Raw genomic sequence first — 17,216 nt, forward strand, 5'->3', positions numbered from 1 at the left:
ATGAATTTGAATACAAGTTTAAGTGGAATAAATTTAGAAAATCCTCTAATGCCAGCATCAGGACCATTAGTTGGAGATAGCGAAAAAATGAAAATACTATCTGACTTTGGAGTTGGAGGAATTGTTACCAAAACAATATCTAGTAAAGGTGCAGAAGTAGTTAGGCCATGTATATATGGTGGACAAGACTTTGTTATGAATGCCGAGTTGTGGTCAGAATATGATCCAGAAGTATGGTTAGATAAATTTCTACCTGAAATAAAGGCAGAGATAAATAAACCATTATTTATAAGTGTAGGATATTCAAAAGAGGACATGGAAAACTTAATTCCAAAGCTAGATAAGTATGCTGATGCTTTTGAAATATCAACTCATTATGTGGGAAAAGATTTATCAACAATACAAGAAACGTTAATAACTATAAGAAAGCATACAAAAAAGCCAGTTTATATGAAAATGAGTCCACACATACCTGATCCAGTAGGGTTTGCGAAAATGGTTATAGAAAACGGTGGTAATGGAGTTGTAGCGATTAATTCTTTAGGACCAACTATGAAAATAGATGTAGCATCAAGAAAAGTATTAATAGGGAATAAAGAAGGAGAAGTATGGACTTCAGGACCAGCGATAAAACCAATAGCTTTAGCACTTATCAACAAAATTAAGAAAGCCCTTCCACAATGTGAAATAATTGGTGTAGGCGGGATAGCTTCAGCAGAAGACGTAATAGAATTTTTACTTGCTGGAGCAACTGCAGTTCAAATGCTGTCTGCTGCTATGCTTAAAGGAAAGAATTTATATAAAAAGATAGTTGATGATCTTCCAAGTGCTTTAGAAAAGTATGGATTTAACTCTATTGAAGAAGTATTAAATACTGAATTACAAACTGGCAATGTAAAGTATGATCCTATTTATCCATCTATTGATTACGATAAATGTGTTAACTGCAAATTATGCGAAAATATATGTCCGTATTTTGCAATTAGTAGTAAAAATGAAAAAGTTGAAATGGATAAGAGTAAATGTTTTGGATGTGGATTATGTGAATCTAAATGTCCAAAGAAAGCAATCAAAAACGTATTTTAATTTTAGCTCCTTATGAAATGGAGGAAAGATTATGGATAGTATAAGAAAATCAGTTATAAAAGCTGATCATGAAATTAAGGTAGACGGAAGTGCTAAATATATTGCAGATATTAAATTTAAAAATAGTTTATATGCTAAGACTCTTCGTTCAGAAAAATCAAAAGCTGTTATAAAAAGAATTTTTATTCCTGAGTTAAAAGATGGCTATTATGTAGTTGAAGGAAAAGATGTTCCTGGCATAAACAAGGTGAAGATAATTCAAAATGATATGCCGGTTTTTTCGGATAAAGAAGTTAATTATATAGGAGAACCGATCCTTTTAGTATTAGGCCCTGATCTTGAAGAAGTCATAGGTATTTTAAATAATATTAAGGTTGAATATGAAGAGGGCAATCCTGTTTTTGACATGAGAAGATCTACAGAAGTTTTTGATAAATATGAATACAAAAAAGGCAATATAGAAGATGCAATTAAAAAATCTATAAAGATAATAGAAGAAGAATTTTATACAGGATATCAAGAACAAGCTTATTTAGAGACTCAAGGATTAGTAGGAACTTATGAAGATGAGAAAGTTTCAGTATATGGAACTATGCAATGCCCATATTACGTTAAAGGTGCTGTTGTTCAAGCGTTAGGATTTAATGAAGATAAAGTGAGAATTGTGCAAACCACAACTGGAGGTGGCTTTGGTGGTAAAGAAGATTATCCGTCTCTACTCGGAGCACAGGTTGCAGTGGCAGCTTATAAAACTAAAAAGCCAGTTAAGTTAATTTTAGATAGAGTTGAGGATATGGCATTTACAACAAAGAGGCATCCAGCTTTGCTAAAATACAAAACAATTCTTGATGAGAATGACAAAATAATCGGAATGGACGTAGATATCATATTAAATGGTGGAGCATATGCGACTGTTTCTAGTGTTGTTCTTCAAAGAGCTTTGCTATGTGCAATAGGAGTTTATAACATACCAAATATCAGAGTTAAGGGGCGTGTAGTAAAAACAAATACTGTTCCTACAGGAGCCTTTAGAGGTTTTGGTGGTCCACAAAGCATATTTGGAATTGAAACACATATGGCTCATATAGCTAAAGAAATAGGATGTACTCCTTTAGAATTGAAGAATAGGTACTTTGTTAAAACAGGTGATGATACTTGTACTGGTGGAAAGTTTACTTATGATGTAAAGCTTGAAGAAATGCTAGAAAAAGCTGAAAAAATAAGTGATTTTAGCAGAAAATATAGTAAGTATTCAGGTGAACAAGGAATTGTGAGAAAGGGAATCGGAATGTCAATATTTCTACATGGATGCGGTTTTACTGGAAGCGGAGAGCGAGATTTTATCAAAGCCAAGGTAAAGTTGTTAAAGTATGAAAGTGGAGTTATTGAGATTCTAGTATCTAACACAGATATGGGACAAGGTCTACAAACAACATTTAAGAAAATTGTAGCAAAGGTTCTTGATAAGAATTATCAAGATATAATTTACAAAAATCCAGATACAGATAGAGTTCCGGATTCAGGGCCAACTGTAGCTTCAAGATCAATTATGGTAGTAGGAAAATTGCTTGAAAGAGCTGCTTTAAGACTTAAAGAAAATTGGCTTGATGGAAAAGAACAAGTAATAGAGGAAAATTATAAACACCCAGATTTAATACCTTGGAATATAACAAAATTTAATGGTGATGCCTACCCAAGTTATTCATGGGGAATAAATGTTGTAGAAGTTGAAATTAATACTATAACGGCTGTTACGGAAGTGACTGGAATATATACAGTTTTTGATATTGGAATTCCAATTGATGAAACGATAATGGAAGGGCAGATACAGGGAGGAGTTATACAAGGTCTTGGATATGGTTCTTGTGAAAACATGGAATGCGATCGGGATGGAAAGGTTAGGCAGCATAGTATAACTGACTATATTATTCCAACTGCAAAGGATGTTGTAAATATTAAAAATGAATTAGTAGATAATCCATGTGATCTTGGCCCATTTGGAGCTAAAGGCGCTGGGGAGCTAACTTTAGTAGGAACTGCACCAGCTTATGCTAATGCAATAGAAAATGCACTAGGAGTAAAAGTTAATAGATTGCCTGTAACTCCAGAATGGATAATGGAGGCGATAGTAAATGAGTAACACAATCACATTAAAGATAAATAATAAAACAATAACTACAGAAGAGAGTTCTACAAAGAGACTTTTAGATTTCCTTAGAGAAGATTTAGATATAACGGGTCCAAAGGAAGGCTGTGGCGAAGGGGAATGCGGTGCTTGCGCTGTAATTATAGATAAGGAATTGATTAATTCGTGCTTGGTAACAATTGGATCTGTACAAGAAAAAGAGATTATAACTGTTGAGGGGTTAAAAGGGACAAAACAATTTGACGTTTTGGAAAAATGCTTTGCAGAAGCAGGAGCTGTGCAATGTGGTTTTTGTACACCGGGAATGATAATGGCAGCACATGCACTTTTATCTAAAATTCCAAAGCCAACAGAAGATGATGTCAGAGATGGAATTTCAGGAAATCTATGCAGATGTACAGGATATAACATGATAATTAATGGAATACTTATGGCGTCTAAAAGAGGTGATGGATTATGGTAGAAGGATATTTACCAAAAGATTTGGATGATGCATTAAAAATATTAAACGAGAAAGATGTAATCATTTATGCAGGAGGAACTGACCTAATGGTTAGAAATAAAAACGCTGCATCGCTTCTCCCAAAGTTTGATAAAAACTTGTTATATGTTGGACATTTAAAAGAATTGAAAGAAATTAATGGATTAGAAGATAGCTTAGAAATAGGGTCAGCTTGCACCTTATCATCACTACTAAGATCAGAAAAGACTCCGGAAGCATTAAAAGAATCCATAAGACAAATAGCATCACCAGCTATAAGAAATATAGGGACTATTGGAGGAAATATATGTAATGCATCTCCAGCTGGGGATACCTTGCCTATACTATATGCATTAGATGCAAAGCTTAAATTGGTTAGCGAAAATTCATCAAGAGAAGTTCATATAGAAGATTTTATATTAGGACCAAGAAAAATTATCCTTGAAAGAACTGAAATTTTAAAAAGCATAATCATACCAAAAGTAGGATTAAACAAATTATATTATGAAAAAGTTGGAGCTAGAAAAGCTTCTGCTATTTCAAAACTTTCTTTTATTGGTCTTGCAGAAGTAAAAGAAGGAAGAGTAAAAGACATAAGAATTGCAATAGGTTCAGTGGCTCCTAAAGTAGTCAGAGTGAGAGAGGCAGAAGATTTTATAAAAGAAAAAAATCTAGAGGATATAAAATCACAGATGGGGGAAATATATAAAATTTACTCCAAAGAAATAGTTCCTATTGATGATCAAAGATCTACAGCTGTTTATAGAAAAACAGTAGCATTAAGGCTTATTCAATATTTTTTAAATACAAAAATATAGAATCAATAATTTTAAAGGGGGAAATAGTTATGAATAAGAATATCAAAAAGAAATTATTAACAGTAATTACTGCAGTAGCATGTTCTACTATGCTGCTAGTTGGATGTGGCTCAGCATCTACACAAGCAACAAAAGACGATGGAAAGGCAACAAAGACAGAGGCCTCAGGCGAAAAGCTTAAGGTAGGATTCATTTACATTGGGTCAGCTTCTGATGGAGGGTATAGCCAAGCACACGATAATGGCCGTAAATATTTGGAAGAAAAGATTCCAAATGTTGAGACTATAGTGAAAGAATCTGTACCAGAAGGTCAAGAAGTGGAAAAGGTTGCTACAGATATGATTGATCAAGGTGCTAAGGTAATTTTTGCAACTTCTTTTGGATATATGGATTATATAGAAAAAGTGTCAAAGGAATATCCAGACGTAAAGTTTTTCCACTGCTCGGGGTATAAGACAACTGATAATATGAGCACATATTTTGGTAGAGAATATCAAGCTAGATACCTTACAGGAATCGTAGCAGGAATGAAGAGTAAAAACGGTAAAATCGGTTATGTAGCAGCATTCCCTATTCCAGAAGTTGTTAGAGCAACGAATGCATTTGCTTTAGGGGTAAGATCAGTAAATCCAAATGCAGTAGTAAAGGTAACTTGGACTAACACATGGTATGATCCAGCAAAAGAAAAAGAAGCTGCTATATCATTGCTTGATCAAGGTGTAGACGTAATTGGACAATACCAAGATACTACAGCTGCACAACAAGCTGCAGAAGAAAGAGGCGCATTCTCTATTGGATCTGATTTAGATATGTCAGCATCAGCGCCAAAGGCTAATATGACAAGTGCTGTTTGGAATTGGGGTACTTATTATGTAGAAGCCGTTAAAACTGTTATGGATGGAAAGTTTAAATCAGAAAGCTACTGGGGTGGTATAGATACAGGAATAGTTGACATAGCACCATTAACTAAGAATGCACCAGAAGGAGCACAAGCAAAAGTTGACGAAGCAAAAGCTAAAATGGTGAGCAAATCTTGGGATGTATTTACAGGACCAATCAAAGATCAATCAGGAGCTGTAAAGGTTGCTGAAGGTCAAAAAATGACAGATAAGGAATTGCTAAGCTTTGACTGGCTTGTTGAAGGAGTAGAAGGTCAAATTAGTAAATAATAATGAGGAAAGAAGGTCTCTTTATGGAACAATGTGTGAGTGTTGAACTAAAAAAAATAACAAAGACTTTTGGATCTGTCATAGCTAATGAAGATGTGGATTTAAAGGTACAAAGTGGAGAAATTCATGCACTCCTCGGGGAAAATGGGGCTGGAAAAAGTACTCTAATGAACATGCTATCAGGAATTTACAATCCTGATAGTGGTTCAATTTATATAAGAGGAAAAAGAGTTCAGTTTAAATCTCCAAAGGAATCCATTGAATGTGGAATAGGTATGGTTCATCAACATTTTAAATTAGTTGAGAGATTTACAGCAAAAGAGAATATAATTGCTGGCAATAAGGGAAAATTTTTTACAAAAAATAAAGAAGTAGATCAAAATATACTAAGCTTATGCGATAAATATAATTTACAAATAGATTTAAACAAAAGAGTAAGTGAAATGTCTATAGCTGAAAAACAAATGCTGGAGATAATTAAAGTATTGTATAAAGGTGCAAATATTTTAATACTAGATGAGCCAACAGCGGTATTAATGCCTCAAGAGGTAGGTAGATTATTTAATATAGTGAAACGAATGAAAGAACAAGGGTGTGCAGTTATAATAATAACTCACAAGCTGCATGAAGTAATGGCTATCTGTGATAAAGTATCAGTTTTAAGAAAAGGAAAAAACATAAAGACTATAAATATAGCTGATACAAATATAAATGAATTAACAGAGCTTATGGTAGGTTATAAAAGTGATTTGAAGATAGATAAAGTATCATCAAATAAAAACGCATTGATATATAATGTAAAAAATATTTCAGTTAGAAATAAACTAGGAGTAAAAGTACTCAACAATATTAGTTTTAATATGGCTGAAGGTGAAATTTTAGGAGTAGCTGGAGTTGCAGGAAGTGGTCAGAAAGAGCTTTGCGAAGCTTTATTTGGGTTACAAAAAGTAGAAAGTGGGAATCTCATATTTAAAGGAGAAGATATTACTAATAAATCTCCAAGAGAAGTTTATAAAAAAGGAATTAAAATGGGACTTATACCAGAAGATAGATTAGGTATGGGTTTAGTTGGAAGTATGGGGATTGTAGATAATTTATTACTTAGAAAATATTATGATCAAAAAGGATTGTTGTTAAAAAGGAATGAATTAAAAGATATTGCTACAAGTATGGTCGAACAGTTAGATATAAAAACACCAGACATAGATCATCCAGTTAAGCAATTATCAGGTGGAAATATACAGAAAATATTATTAGGCAGGGAAATAAGTTTAAGCCCAGATATACTTATTACTTCATATGCAGTAAGAGGATTAGATATTGGGGCTACATATCAGATATATGATCTTTTAAATAAGGAAAAGGAAAAAGGAGTGTCTATATTATTTGTAGGGGAAGATTTAGATGTTCTTTTGGAATTATGTGATAGAATAATGGTTTTATGTGATGGAAAATTAATAGGTATTGTAACTGCAAAGGATGCGACAAAAGAACAAATTGGTATGATGATGGCAGGACACATGGAAGAAGCAGCATTGGATATTAAAGAAAGTGAAATTGAAAAAGTAACGAGTTTGAAGGGAGGGGACTTATATGATTAGAATGAGAGTAGTAAAAGCAAAGAAGCTAAGTAAGAAAAAGAAAATATTACTTCAGGCATTTGCAGTCTTACTGGCTTTAGTGCTAACTGGTATTTTCATTTTGTTTATGGGTCATGATCCTATTAAAGTTTATGTATCGATGTTAGATGGATCTTTTGGAAGTGGACATAGAGTCAAGGAGACGATTGTAAAAACAATACCTCTCGTAATAGCTGGATTAGGTATTGGAATAGCATTTAAAATGAAGTTTTGGAATATTGGAGGAGAAGGACAAATGCTCATGGGAGGATTTGGTGCAACTTTTATAGCTTTAAATTTTAAAGATTCTCCTAAATTTCTGGTAATAATTCTAATGATAATAGTGGGGATGATCTGTGGAGGTCTATGGGCTTTATTTGCAGGAATTTTAAAGTCAAGATTCAACACAAATGAAACTATAATAACACTAATGATGAATTATATTGCTCTAAAATGGATTATTTATCTTCAATATGAACTTTGGAAGGATCCAGCATCACTAGGATTTCCTAAGATAGCTAATTTTAGTGACAATGCAACCTTGCCAAAGGTATTTGGAATTCATATAGGGTGGATAATAGCGCTTATTTTGGTAATAGCAGTACATGTATTTTTAAATTATACAAAAAAAGGATATGAAATTTCTGTACTAGGAGAAAGTGAAAATACTGCGAAATATTCCGGAATGAGCGTAAAAAAGATAATACTATTAACAACTTTTATAAGTGGTGCATTAGTCGGACTCGCGGGTGTTATCCAAGCTTCTGCTGTTACAAATACACTTAGTACTCAATTGACTTCTAATGTAGGTAACACTGCGATAATAATATCTTGGCTTTCAGGGCTTAATTCTATATGGACACTATTAGTTTCAGTAGCTTTTGCTGTTTTGATTCAGGGAGCATCTTATATACAAACAGCATTTCAAATACCCCAAGCTGCAGCAGATATTATACAAGCTATGATTTTATTCTGTGTACTAGGATGTCAATTCTTCTTACAATATAAAGTTGTATTTGAAATTTCAGATAAATCGGAAAGTGAAATAGATATGACTAAGGGAGGTGAAACATATGGACATTAGTTTATTTTTATCATCAGCAGTCATAGCAGGAACACCATTACTTTTCGCTACACTTGGATGTATTTTGGGAGAAAAAGTTGGAAACTTAAATTTAGGAATTGAAGGCATGATGTTAATGGGTGCTATTGGTGGATTTATTTTAGGTTATACAACAGGGAATGTATTTTTAGCGTTTCTATTTAGTATGTTACTTGGGGCTATCGGAGCACTAATATACTCTATTCTTACAGTATCGCTTAGAGCAAGCCAAGTTGTTACAGGCCTTGCATTAACAATATTTGGGGGTGGATTTTCAAGTTTTATCGGAAAGAATTATGTTGGGCAAGTACTATCAGATAATTTTAAAAGTATTTTGGCGCCTATAAAAATACCTTTAATAAGTGATATACCAGTTGTAGGGGCGGCCTTATTTAATCAAAGTATATTTGTGTACTTAGGATATATATGCGCTATATTAATTTATTTTTATCTTAATTTCACAAAATATGGATTAAACATGAAAATGATTGGAGAAAACCCCTATGCAGCAGATGCAGCTGGAATAAATGTTTCACTATATAAATATATTAATTTATTAATTGGTGGAGCTTTATGTGGACTTGGTGGAAGCTTCTTATCTTTAGTTTACATACCTTCGTGGCAGGAAAATGTAACAGCAGGTAGAGGGTGGATTGCTGTAGCATTAGTAATTTTCATCGGATGGAGTCCTGTAAAAGCTATTTTTGGGGCTATTCTATTCGGGGGATTAGATATACTAGGACTAAGGTTACAAGGAACAGGGATAGAAGTAAATCAATATTTTATAACAATGCTTCCTTATGCAACTACAATAGTAGTATTGGTATTAGGTGGATTAAAGAAGAATAATTTAAATTCATCACCGCAGGCTCTCGGAGAAGCATACTTTAGAGAAGACAGATAAAAAAATTAAGTTAGAATTTGATAATTAACAGTTAATAATATAATGAGGAAAGCCTATATAGGCTTTTCTTTGAATATACATATTTAGAAGTTTTTTTAGAGAATTAATACAATTTTATCTGTATTATCTTGTAGCTGTTGATTTATCTATGTTTTGTGGGAGAGGTGCTTTGAATGTTTAAAGTAAATATAAATGAAAAAGAATATGAGTCACAGACGGATATGGCATTAATGGATTTTCTAAGAGATGTGCTCAAGATAACATCAGTGAAAAACGGATGTAAGGAGGGTGCATGCGGAACTTGTACTGTTATTATTGATGGGAAGACAACACGTGCATGCATTCAAAAACTTTCTAAGCTTGAAGGGAAAAAGGTACAGACTATAGAGGGATTTACAGAAAGAGAAAGAGAAGTGTTTGCATATGCTTTTGCTGCAGTAGGAGCTGTACAATGTGGGTTTTGCATTCCAGGAATGGTTATTAGCGGGAAGTGTTTAATAGATCAAAAATTGAATCCATCGAGAGAAGATATAAAGCAAGCAATTCGTACTAATATTTGCCGTTGCACTGGTTATACAAAGATTGAGGAGGGTATTCTTTTAGCAGCAAAAATGCTAAGAGAAAACTTAGAAATACCTGAATTGAAGCAAACTGGAAGGGTTGGAGAGAGAACATGTAGAGTAGATGCTCGTGATAAAACACTAGGAACTGCAAAGTATGTAGATGATTATACTTTTGATGGGATGTTATATGGAAAGAATGTATTTAGTAAATATGCACGTGCAAAAATACTATCTATTAATATAAATAAGGCTTTAACAATGCCAGGAGTTGTTGCCGTATATACTGCAAAAGATATTCCAGGTCAGAGATATATTGGCCACTTAGCACAAGATTGGCCTGGAATGATTGATGTGGGAGAAGAAACAAAGTGTTGTGGAGATACTCTTGCAATGGTTGTGGCTGAAACAAGAGAAGAGGCTATGGCTGCAGTAAAGGCTGTTGAAATAAATTATGAAGAATTAGAGCCTATTCGTAATCCGAAAGAGGCTGGAATTGATGGTGCATACCAAGTGCATGGAGAAGGTTTTATGCAATTTGGAAAGTTTAGAATTCCAGAAAACAATGTATTTGATCATGAGGAAGTAAAACGAGGTAATGCAGAAACTGCACTTGAAAATTCCAAATTTATAGTAGAAGGAACTTTCTATCTTCCGCCGACTGAGCATGCTTTCATGGAACCTGAAACTGCTATTGGATTGCCAGATGGAGATGGAATAATGGTCATTACAGGAGCTCAAGGAATTTATGATGAATATCATGAAATTAGTAATTATCTAGGAATTCCAATGGAAAAGGTTAGAATACAAAGTGCAGTTGTTGGAGGTGGATTTGGTGGCAAGGAAGATATGAGCGTACAGCATCAAGCAGCTCTGTGTGCATATTTAACAAAACGACCGGTAAAAGTATTTTTTAGTCGTCAGGAAAGCATAAATTATCATCCAAAACGCCATGCTATGGAGATTTACTGTAAAATCGGTTGTGATGAAAATGGTATATTGCAAGGTATGAAAGCCAGGATTACTTCTGATACTGGCGCCTATGCTTCCTTAGGGGGGCCAGTACTCCAAAGGGCTTGCACACATGCCGGAGGTCCTTATAATTATCAAAATGTAGATATTGAAGGAAACGCTTATTATACAAATAATCCACCAGCTGGTGCATTTCGTGGTTTTGGGGTAACACAATCCTGTGCAGTTGTAGAACCATTGATAAATAAATTAGCTGAAAAAGTTGGTATTTCAGGATGGGAAATTCGTTATCGTAATGCTATAAGAACTGGGCAATCACTACCAAATGGTCAACTTGCAGATGATGGGACTGCCATGGTAGAAACCTTAGAAGCAGTTAAAGAAGAATTCGAAAAATATGAAGCAGATCCTAATTACTATGTGGGCATAGCATCTGCAATGAAAAATGCTGGTGTTGGTGTAGGGGTTCAGGATATAGGACGTTGTAATTTAAAGATAATAAAAGGAAAAGTTCATGCTAGGTCCTCTGCTGGTGCAATAGGTCAAGGCATTCAAACAGTACTGCTTCAGATAATTTGTGAAATAACTGGACTGACACCCGATAAGATAATTGTTGAGCATCCAGATACTAAATATACACCTGATTCAGGAACAACAACAGCATCCAGACAAACAACATTTGCTGGGGAGGCAGCGCATCAGTCATCACTGAAATTAAAGGCGGATTTAGATAATGGATATACATTAGAAGATTTAGAAGGAAAAGAGTACATTGGAGAATTTGAGTTTAAGACAGACCCAATTGGTTCTTCAAAACCAAATCCAGTTAGTCATATTGCATATGGATATGCAACACAACTAGTTGTTATTGATAATGATGGTAAATTAGTAAAAGTTGTTGCGGCTCACGATATTGGAAGGATAATTAACCCTCTTTCTGCTACAGGTCAAGTAGAGGGCGGTGTTGCAATGGGACTTGGATACGGGTTAACAGAAGATTTTCCATTGAAAGATGGTATTCCGCAAGCAAAGCTTGGTACTTTAGGCGTTTTCAGAGCAAATCAAATGCCGACAGTTGAAGTACACTTAATAGAAAAGAATAATCCTGACAGTGTTGCCTTTGGCGCTAAAGGAATTGGTGAGATAGTATGTGTGATGGGTGCGCCAGCATGTCAAAATGCATACTACAAAAAAGATGGTATATTCAGATATAGTTATCCTTTGGAAAATACTTATTACCGTAAACCAAAACCTGCTGCTTCAAAAGTGAAATAAGAATTGAATTTGAAAGGTATATCATGAAGCAAAGTTAAAATGTAGACTTTGCTTCAAAAGTTGCTGAGGTTAATCTATGAAGATTTTTAAATATAGTAATGGAAAAATAGGAGAACAAATATTATTAATAGAGGCGTTAAAAATAGACATTAATAAGAAGAACATAATTTCATTTGTTGGAGGAGGAGGTAAAACAAGTTCAATATATAAATTAGGTGAAGAATTAAAAGCGTTAGGTAAAAAAGTTATTATAACTACAACTACGCGTATGTTTATGCCCGAGAACAATACGGTTATTACGGGGAAAAAAGAGGACATTATTAGATTATTAAATGATGAAGATATGATTACAGTAGGGTTGTTATGTGAAGAGAAGAATGAAAAAATTGACTATAACAAATTAAAAGATAGGAGTAGTCTAGGGAGCTGCGAAGAACATATTCCACGAAAAATAAGTGGAGTATCAAAAGAAATAGCTGAAAGTTTTATAGAAATAGCTGATTTCGTACTAGTGGAGGCTGATGGAGCAAAAGGATTACCATTAAAGGTTCCAGCTGAGCATGAGCCTGTAATTTTAGCAGAAAGTACTTTGGTTGTAGGAGTATGTGGCATTGATGCAGTAGGAAAGAAAATTAAAGAAATATGCCATAGGTCAAATTTAGTTTCAAGATTTTTAAATACAGACGAGGAACATATCATTAGTGCTTGGGATGTCGCGAAAATGTTAGCAAGTAATAAAGGTCAAAGGAAAGATGTAAGATGCCCTTACAAAGTTATTATTAATAAAGCAGATACAATAATAGAGTTGGAGAAAGCCAAGGAAATATCTAAGGAATTATCTGAATTAGGAATAAATGAAACAATAATAACAACATTTAAAGAGAAATTATGATATAAAGTCAATAATTATTTTAGGCATATTAAAAGATAACAAGTCATCATTGGAATAGTATTTTATATGTCTTAAATGAGAAGGTGGAGTAGTAATGATTGTATTAATAAAAGGTGCTGGAGATTTAGCAACAGGGGTAGCTCATAGATTAAAAAGATGTGGCTTCGATATAGTTATGACAGAGATTTCAGAACCTACTACAGTCAGAAGAACAGTAGCATTTTCACAGGCTGTATATGATAATACTGTAGAAGTAGAAGGCATAAAAGCAATCCTTGTTTCTAAAATGGAAGAAATCAGCAAGGTTATTAAGGAAGGAAATATTCCTGTAATAGTAGATGAAAAAGCAAAAATTATAAAAGATCTTAATCCAGATGTAGTAGTGGATGCTATAATTGCGAAAGATAATTTAGGAACAAAGATCACTGATGCTCCAATTGTTATTGCTCTTGGACCAGGATTTACAGCTGGCTTTGATTGTCATTGTGTCGTTGAGACTCAAAGGGGTCATTATTTGGGGAAGGTAGTATATAGTGGAAGTGCCATACCTAATACTGGTGTGCCAGGTGACATTGGAGGATATACCAGTGAAAGAATAATTAGAGCTATAAGTGATGGAAAGATAATTCCCGTATCTAAAATAGGAGACTATGTAGAAAATGGTGATATTGTAGCTTATGTAGATGAAATTCCAATTTTGGCGGAAATAAGCGGAATAGTTCGTGGAATGCTTCAAAAGGATGTTAATGTATTTAAAGGAATGAAAAGTGGAGATATCGATCCTAGGTGTGAAAAAAATCATTGTTTTACAATTTCAGATAAAGCCAGATCTATTGGGGGAGGCGTACTAGAAGCAATTTTATATTTAAAATCCATGTTATAGATAAACAATGTATGTTTTGGTTTTATGGCTAATTAGCTGAAATGAGATGTACTCTGTCATTTCTGGTAAAGCTATAAGAAAGTATAGAATGTTTATCTATGAATATTAAAAAGACAATACTGAATTATCATAAATGATTAAGGAGAATGCTAAATGAATAAGGTGATTGATGCAAAAGGAAAAGAATGCCCGACGCCAGTAATAATGGCAAAAAAAGAGATAGATGGTGGAAATAATAGTTTTGTAGTTGAGGTAGACAATGATATTGCTGTGCAAAATCTTAAAAAATTAGCTAATAGTCAAGGTTTTGCAGTATCAATTGAAGAAGAGAATACTTTATTTAAAGTATACTTCTCAAAGGATTTAGATAAGTTGAGCGAAGCTGAAGTGTTTAATGAAACATCTGACAAATTAGAAGAGAATAAAACGGAAATAGGTAATTGGTCAGTATTTATTGGAAAAGAAATTATTGGAGCAGGTAATGAAGAGCTTGGAAAGTCGCTAATAAAGATGTATTTTTATACAATTTCGGAGTCTGATAATTTACCAAAATCAATCTTGTTTATGAATGATGGCGTAAAGGTACCAACATTAAATCATCAAGCAGCAGAGCACTTAAGAGATTTAGAAACTAAAGGTGTTGAAATACTAGTTTGTGGCGCATGCCTTAACTTTTATGGGCTAGAAGAAAAGTTAAAGGTCGGAAAAGTAAGTAACATGTATTACATAACAAACTGCATGAAAGAGGCATCAAAGGTTATTACGCTTTAAAGGAATTAAAATATATAAAGGCAATTCATTTTATAACCATTTAGAGCTAACTCTTAATTGTCAACCGATTAATAAGGGGGGAGATTAATTTGCCTGGAAATATAAAACTTACTAGTTTAACTAAAACTTCAGGATGTGCTGCAAAAATAGGACCTGGTGTACTTAATAATGTCTTAAATAGTTTACCTAAGTTTGAAAATCCAAATTTGATTGTTGGATTTGATACTAATGACGATGCTTGTGTATATAAAATTAATGATAATACAGTAGCAATTCAAACAGTAGACTTTTTTCCACCAATGGTTGATGATCCATATATATTTGGTCAAATTGCAGCGGCTAATGCTCTTAGTGATATTTATGCAATGGGGGGAAATCCAGCAACAGCTATGAATTTACTTTGCTTTCCTTCTTGTTTAGATATATCAATTATGCATGACATACTTGCTGGTGGATATGACAAAGTTAAAGAGGCTGGTGCGGTAATTGCTGGTGGTCATACAATAGCGGATCCAACTCCTAAATATGGTCTTTGCGTTAGTGGATTTGCACATCCAAGTGAGATTCTTTCAAATAGCAATGCTAAAACTGGAGATATGCTTGTGCTTACAAAACCCTTAGGTATTGGAATAATGAATACTGCTGCCAAAGCAGAATTATTGAATGAAAGTAAGATTAAAGAAGTTACATGGATAATGTCTACATTAAATAAGTATGCTAAAGAATGTACTTCTAAACTTGATATACATTCATGTACTGATGTAACTGGCTTTAGTTTAATAGGTCATAGTTATGAAATGGCAAGTGGAAGCAATAAAACAATAGAGATTTTTAGTGAGTCGGTACCTATTATAGATGGAGCGTTAGATTATGCTAAAATGGGAATTATACCTGAAGGAATGTACAATAATCTTGATTATTTAAAAGATAAATTCACTTTAGCTTCAAATGTTACGCAGGAGCTACAAGATGTGTTGATAGATCCACAAACATCAGGTGGATTGCTACTTTCAATTCCAGAAAAAAATGTTAAAGAGTTTTTATCAAGAATTGAAGAGTTTACTCCATATGCGAGAGTTATTGGGCAAGTAATTGATAAAGGCGATAAATCTATAGTGATTAAGTAGGTACTTTATCCAAATGTAATTTTTTAAACAGCAATATGTTTTTAAAGGTTACAATAAATACTTTATTAAAGAAATATTAGTTTAAAGATAAATGTTTTAAAAGTTAAAAATGAAAAAATTTAAGAAGAAAAAAAGAAAAAAAGTTAACAATTTATAGGAAACATCAGAGATTTAAGAACTTTTATAAAAATATAGAGTATTACTTAGAAGCTATACAAAAAATGGAGGCAATTATGGAATTACAAAAGAAATTACCTGAAATATTTGAAGAATTTGCTGAAGGAAGGAGAAATGCCTTTATTAAAGCTAAGGAGCTTAAGGATAAGGATGTACCACTAATAGGTGTGTTTTGTACTTACTTTCCACAAGAAATAGCATTAGCTATGGGGGCTGCTACTGTTTCATTATGTGCAACATCAGATGAAACTATTGCCGATGCTGAACAAGATCTCCCACGTAATTTATGTCCTTTAATTAAATCAAGCTATGGTTTTGCTAAAACCGATAAATGTCCATTCTTTTTCTTTTCAGATTTGATTGTTGGTGAGACAACTTGTGATGGGAAAAAGAAAATGTATGAATATCTTTCGGATTTTAAACCAGTACATGTTATGGAGCTTCCAAATTCCCAAAGTGAAGCAGGACTCCAATTGTGGAGGCATGAAATTATAAAATTAAAGTCGACTTTAGAAGAAATGTTTAATGTGGAAATAAGTGAAGATGATATAAGAAAAGCTATCAGGGTAAAAAATAACGAACGGAAAGCCTTAAAGAAGTTTTATGAATTAGGTAAAAAAGAACCGGTTGCAATGCTTGGTCAAGATATATTTAAGGTTATAAATGGGACAACTTTTAGTTTCGATAAAGAACAAATTCCAAAACAAATGGATGAATTAATTGAAAAGATTAACTCTGAATATGAAATGGAGAACAAATATGAATCTAAGCCGCGTATATTAATTACTGGTTGTCCCATTGGTGGCGCAGCAGAAAAAGTTATTAAAGCAATTGAAGATAATGGAGCGTACGTAGTTGCTTTTGAAAATTGCAGTGTTGCGAAAGCAGTTGATGAGTTAGTAGATGAAGAAAATGCTGATGTTTACAATGCTCTTTCACGTAAATATGTATCAATTGGTTGTTCTTGTATGAGTCCTAATCCTAATAGAATTAAACTTCTTAATAAAATGATTGATGATTATAAAATAGATGCTGTAATTGATGTAATATTGACAGCTTGTCATACGTATAGTGTAGAAACATTATCAATTAAGAGATTTGTAAACAATGAAAAAAATATACCATATATGAGTGTTGAAACAGATTTTTCTATTAATGATGTAGGCCAATTAAATACAAGAATGGCGGCATTTATAGAGATGCTGTAAGCATAGCTATGAATATAAGGTGATAG

14 protein-coding genes are annotated in these 17,216 nt (G+C 33.4%); all 14 read left to right on the plus strand.

All coding sequences use genetic code 11. The features are described from left to right. The 14 genes from D2A34_RS22730 (at nt 1) to D2A34_RS22795 (ending at nt 17,190) form a co-directional block, all read left to right on the plus strand. A complete protein-coding gene (locus D2A34_RS22730) occupies nt 1–1,086 on the plus strand; it encodes a 4Fe-4S binding protein (RefSeq protein WP_119367999.1) in 1,086 nt (361 codons plus the stop codon). Between the two features lie 31 nt (nt 1,087–1,117). Then, nucleotides 1,118–3,226, plus strand: a complete 2,109-nt coding sequence (locus D2A34_RS22735) for a xanthine dehydrogenase family protein molybdopterin-binding subunit (protein WP_119368000.1) — start codon at nt 1,118–1,120, stop codon at nt 3,224–3,226. Then, the gene (locus D2A34_RS22740; protein ID WP_079439856.1) at nt 3,219–3,695 is read left to right on the plus strand and encodes a (2Fe-2S)-binding protein; all 477 of its coding nucleotides are present in this window, start codon (nt 3,219–3,221) and stop codon (nt 3,693–3,695) included. The genes D2A34_RS22735 and D2A34_RS22740 overlap by 8 nt, the downstream gene beginning before the upstream one ends. Further along, a complete protein-coding gene (locus D2A34_RS22745; RefSeq protein WP_119368001.1) occupies nt 3,689–4,531 on the plus strand; it encodes an FAD binding domain-containing protein in 843 nt (280 codons plus the stop codon). Before D2A34_RS22740 ends, D2A34_RS22745 begins: the two co-directional genes overlap by 7 nt. A gap of 29 nt (nt 4,532–4,560) precedes the next feature. Continuing rightward, nucleotides 4,561–5,700, plus strand: coding sequence for a BMP family ABC transporter substrate-binding protein (locus tag D2A34_RS22750; RefSeq protein ID WP_182629444.1), 1,140 nt, complete (start codon nt 4,561–4,563; stop codon nt 5,698–5,700). Nucleotides 5,701–5,723: 23 nt separating this feature from the next. Then, on the plus strand, nt 5,724–7,301 hold the full coding sequence (locus tag D2A34_RS22755; protein ID WP_119368002.1) for an ABC transporter ATP-binding protein: 1,578 nt from the start codon (nt 5,724–5,726) through the stop codon (nt 7,299–7,301). Continuing rightward, nucleotides 7,294–8,403, plus strand: coding sequence for an ABC transporter permease (locus D2A34_RS22760; protein ID WP_119368003.1), 1,110 nt, complete (start codon nt 7,294–7,296; stop codon nt 8,401–8,403). The genes D2A34_RS22755 and D2A34_RS22760 overlap by 8 nt, the downstream gene beginning before the upstream one ends. Then, the gene (locus D2A34_RS22765) at nt 8,393–9,325 is read left to right on the plus strand and encodes an ABC transporter permease (RefSeq protein WP_119368004.1); all 933 of its coding nucleotides are present in this window, start codon (nt 8,393–8,395) and stop codon (nt 9,323–9,325) included. Before D2A34_RS22760 ends, D2A34_RS22765 begins: the two co-directional genes overlap by 11 nt. 173 nt (nt 9,326–9,498) lie before the next feature. After that, entirely contained in the window at nt 9,499–12,132 is a 2,634-nt protein-coding gene (xdh, locus tag D2A34_RS22770) for a selenium-dependent xanthine dehydrogenase (protein ID WP_119368005.1), read from the plus strand. Nucleotides 12,133–12,208: 76 nt separating this feature from the next. Continuing rightward, entirely contained in the window at nt 12,209–13,024 is an 816-nt protein-coding gene (yqeC, locus tag D2A34_RS22775) for a selenium cofactor biosynthesis protein YqeC (protein WP_119368006.1), read from the plus strand. A gap of 94 nt (nt 13,025–13,118) precedes the next feature. Continuing rightward, the gene (yqeB, locus tag D2A34_RS22780; protein ID WP_119368007.1) at nt 13,119–13,907 is read left to right on the plus strand and encodes a selenium-dependent molybdenum cofactor biosynthesis protein YqeB; all 789 of its coding nucleotides are present in this window, start codon (nt 13,119–13,121) and stop codon (nt 13,905–13,907) included. Between the two features lie 153 nt (nt 13,908–14,060). After that, entirely contained in the window at nt 14,061–14,678 is a 618-nt protein-coding gene (gene yedF / locus D2A34_RS22785) for a sulfurtransferase-like selenium metabolism protein YedF (RefSeq protein ID WP_079439847.1), read from the plus strand. A gap of 89 nt (nt 14,679–14,767) precedes the next feature. Continuing rightward, a complete protein-coding gene (gene selD, locus D2A34_RS22790; RefSeq protein ID WP_079439846.1) occupies nt 14,768–15,805 on the plus strand; it encodes a selenide, water dikinase SelD in 1,038 nt (345 codons plus the stop codon). Between the two features lie 233 nt (nt 15,806–16,038). Further along, nucleotides 16,039–17,190 carry a double-cubane-cluster-containing anaerobic reductase gene (locus D2A34_RS22795; protein ID WP_119368008.1) on the plus strand — a complete coding sequence of 384 codons (1,152 nt, stop codon included), beginning with the start codon at nt 16,039–16,041 and terminating at the stop codon, nt 17,188–17,190. Nucleotides 17,191–17,216: the final 26 nt, after the last annotated feature.

It is taken from the genome of Clostridium chromiireducens, assembly GCF_003575225.1.
Taxonomy (GTDB): domain Bacteria; phylum Bacillota; class Clostridia; order Clostridiales; family Clostridiaceae; genus Clostridium; species Clostridium chromiireducens.

Coding starts and splice junctions, on each gene's coding strand:
- D2A34_RS22750 (WP_182629444.1), top strand. CDS start 4,561: ATGAATAAGAATATCAAAAAGAAATTATTAACAGTAATTACTGCAGTA.
- yedF (WP_079439847.1), top strand. CDS start 14,061: ATGAATAAGGTGATTGATGCAAAAGGAAAAGAATGCCCGACGCCAGTA.
- D2A34_RS22765 (WP_119368004.1), top strand. CDS start 8,393: ATGGACATTAGTTTATTTTTATCATCAGCAGTCATAGCAGGAACACCA.
- D2A34_RS22795 (WP_119368008.1), top strand. CDS start 16,039: ATGGAATTACAAAAGAAATTACCTGAAATATTTGAAGAATTTGCTGAA.
- D2A34_RS22740 (WP_079439856.1), top strand. CDS start 3,219: ATGAGTAACACAATCACATTAAAGATAAATAATAAAACAATAACTACA.
- yqeB (WP_119368007.1), top strand. CDS start 13,119: ATGATTGTATTAATAAAAGGTGCTGGAGATTTAGCAACAGGGGTAGCT.
- D2A34_RS22730 (WP_119367999.1), top strand. CDS start 1: ATGAATTTGAATACAAGTTTAAGTGGAATAAATTTAGAAAATCCTCTA.
- D2A34_RS22745 (WP_119368001.1), top strand. CDS start 3,689: ATGGTAGAAGGATATTTACCAAAAGATTTGGATGATGCATTAAAAATA.
- yqeC (WP_119368006.1), top strand. CDS start 12,209: ATGAAGATTTTTAAATATAGTAATGGAAAAATAGGAGAACAAATATTA.
- D2A34_RS22755 (WP_119368002.1), top strand. CDS start 5,724: ATGGAACAATGTGTGAGTGTTGAACTAAAAAAAATAACAAAGACTTTT.
- xdh (WP_119368005.1), top strand. CDS start 9,499: ATGTTTAAAGTAAATATAAATGAAAAAGAATATGAGTCACAGACGGAT.
- D2A34_RS22760 (WP_119368003.1), top strand. CDS start 7,294: ATGATTAGAATGAGAGTAGTAAAAGCAAAGAAGCTAAGTAAGAAAAAG.
- D2A34_RS22735 (WP_119368000.1), top strand. CDS start 1,118: ATGGATAGTATAAGAAAATCAGTTATAAAAGCTGATCATGAAATTAAG.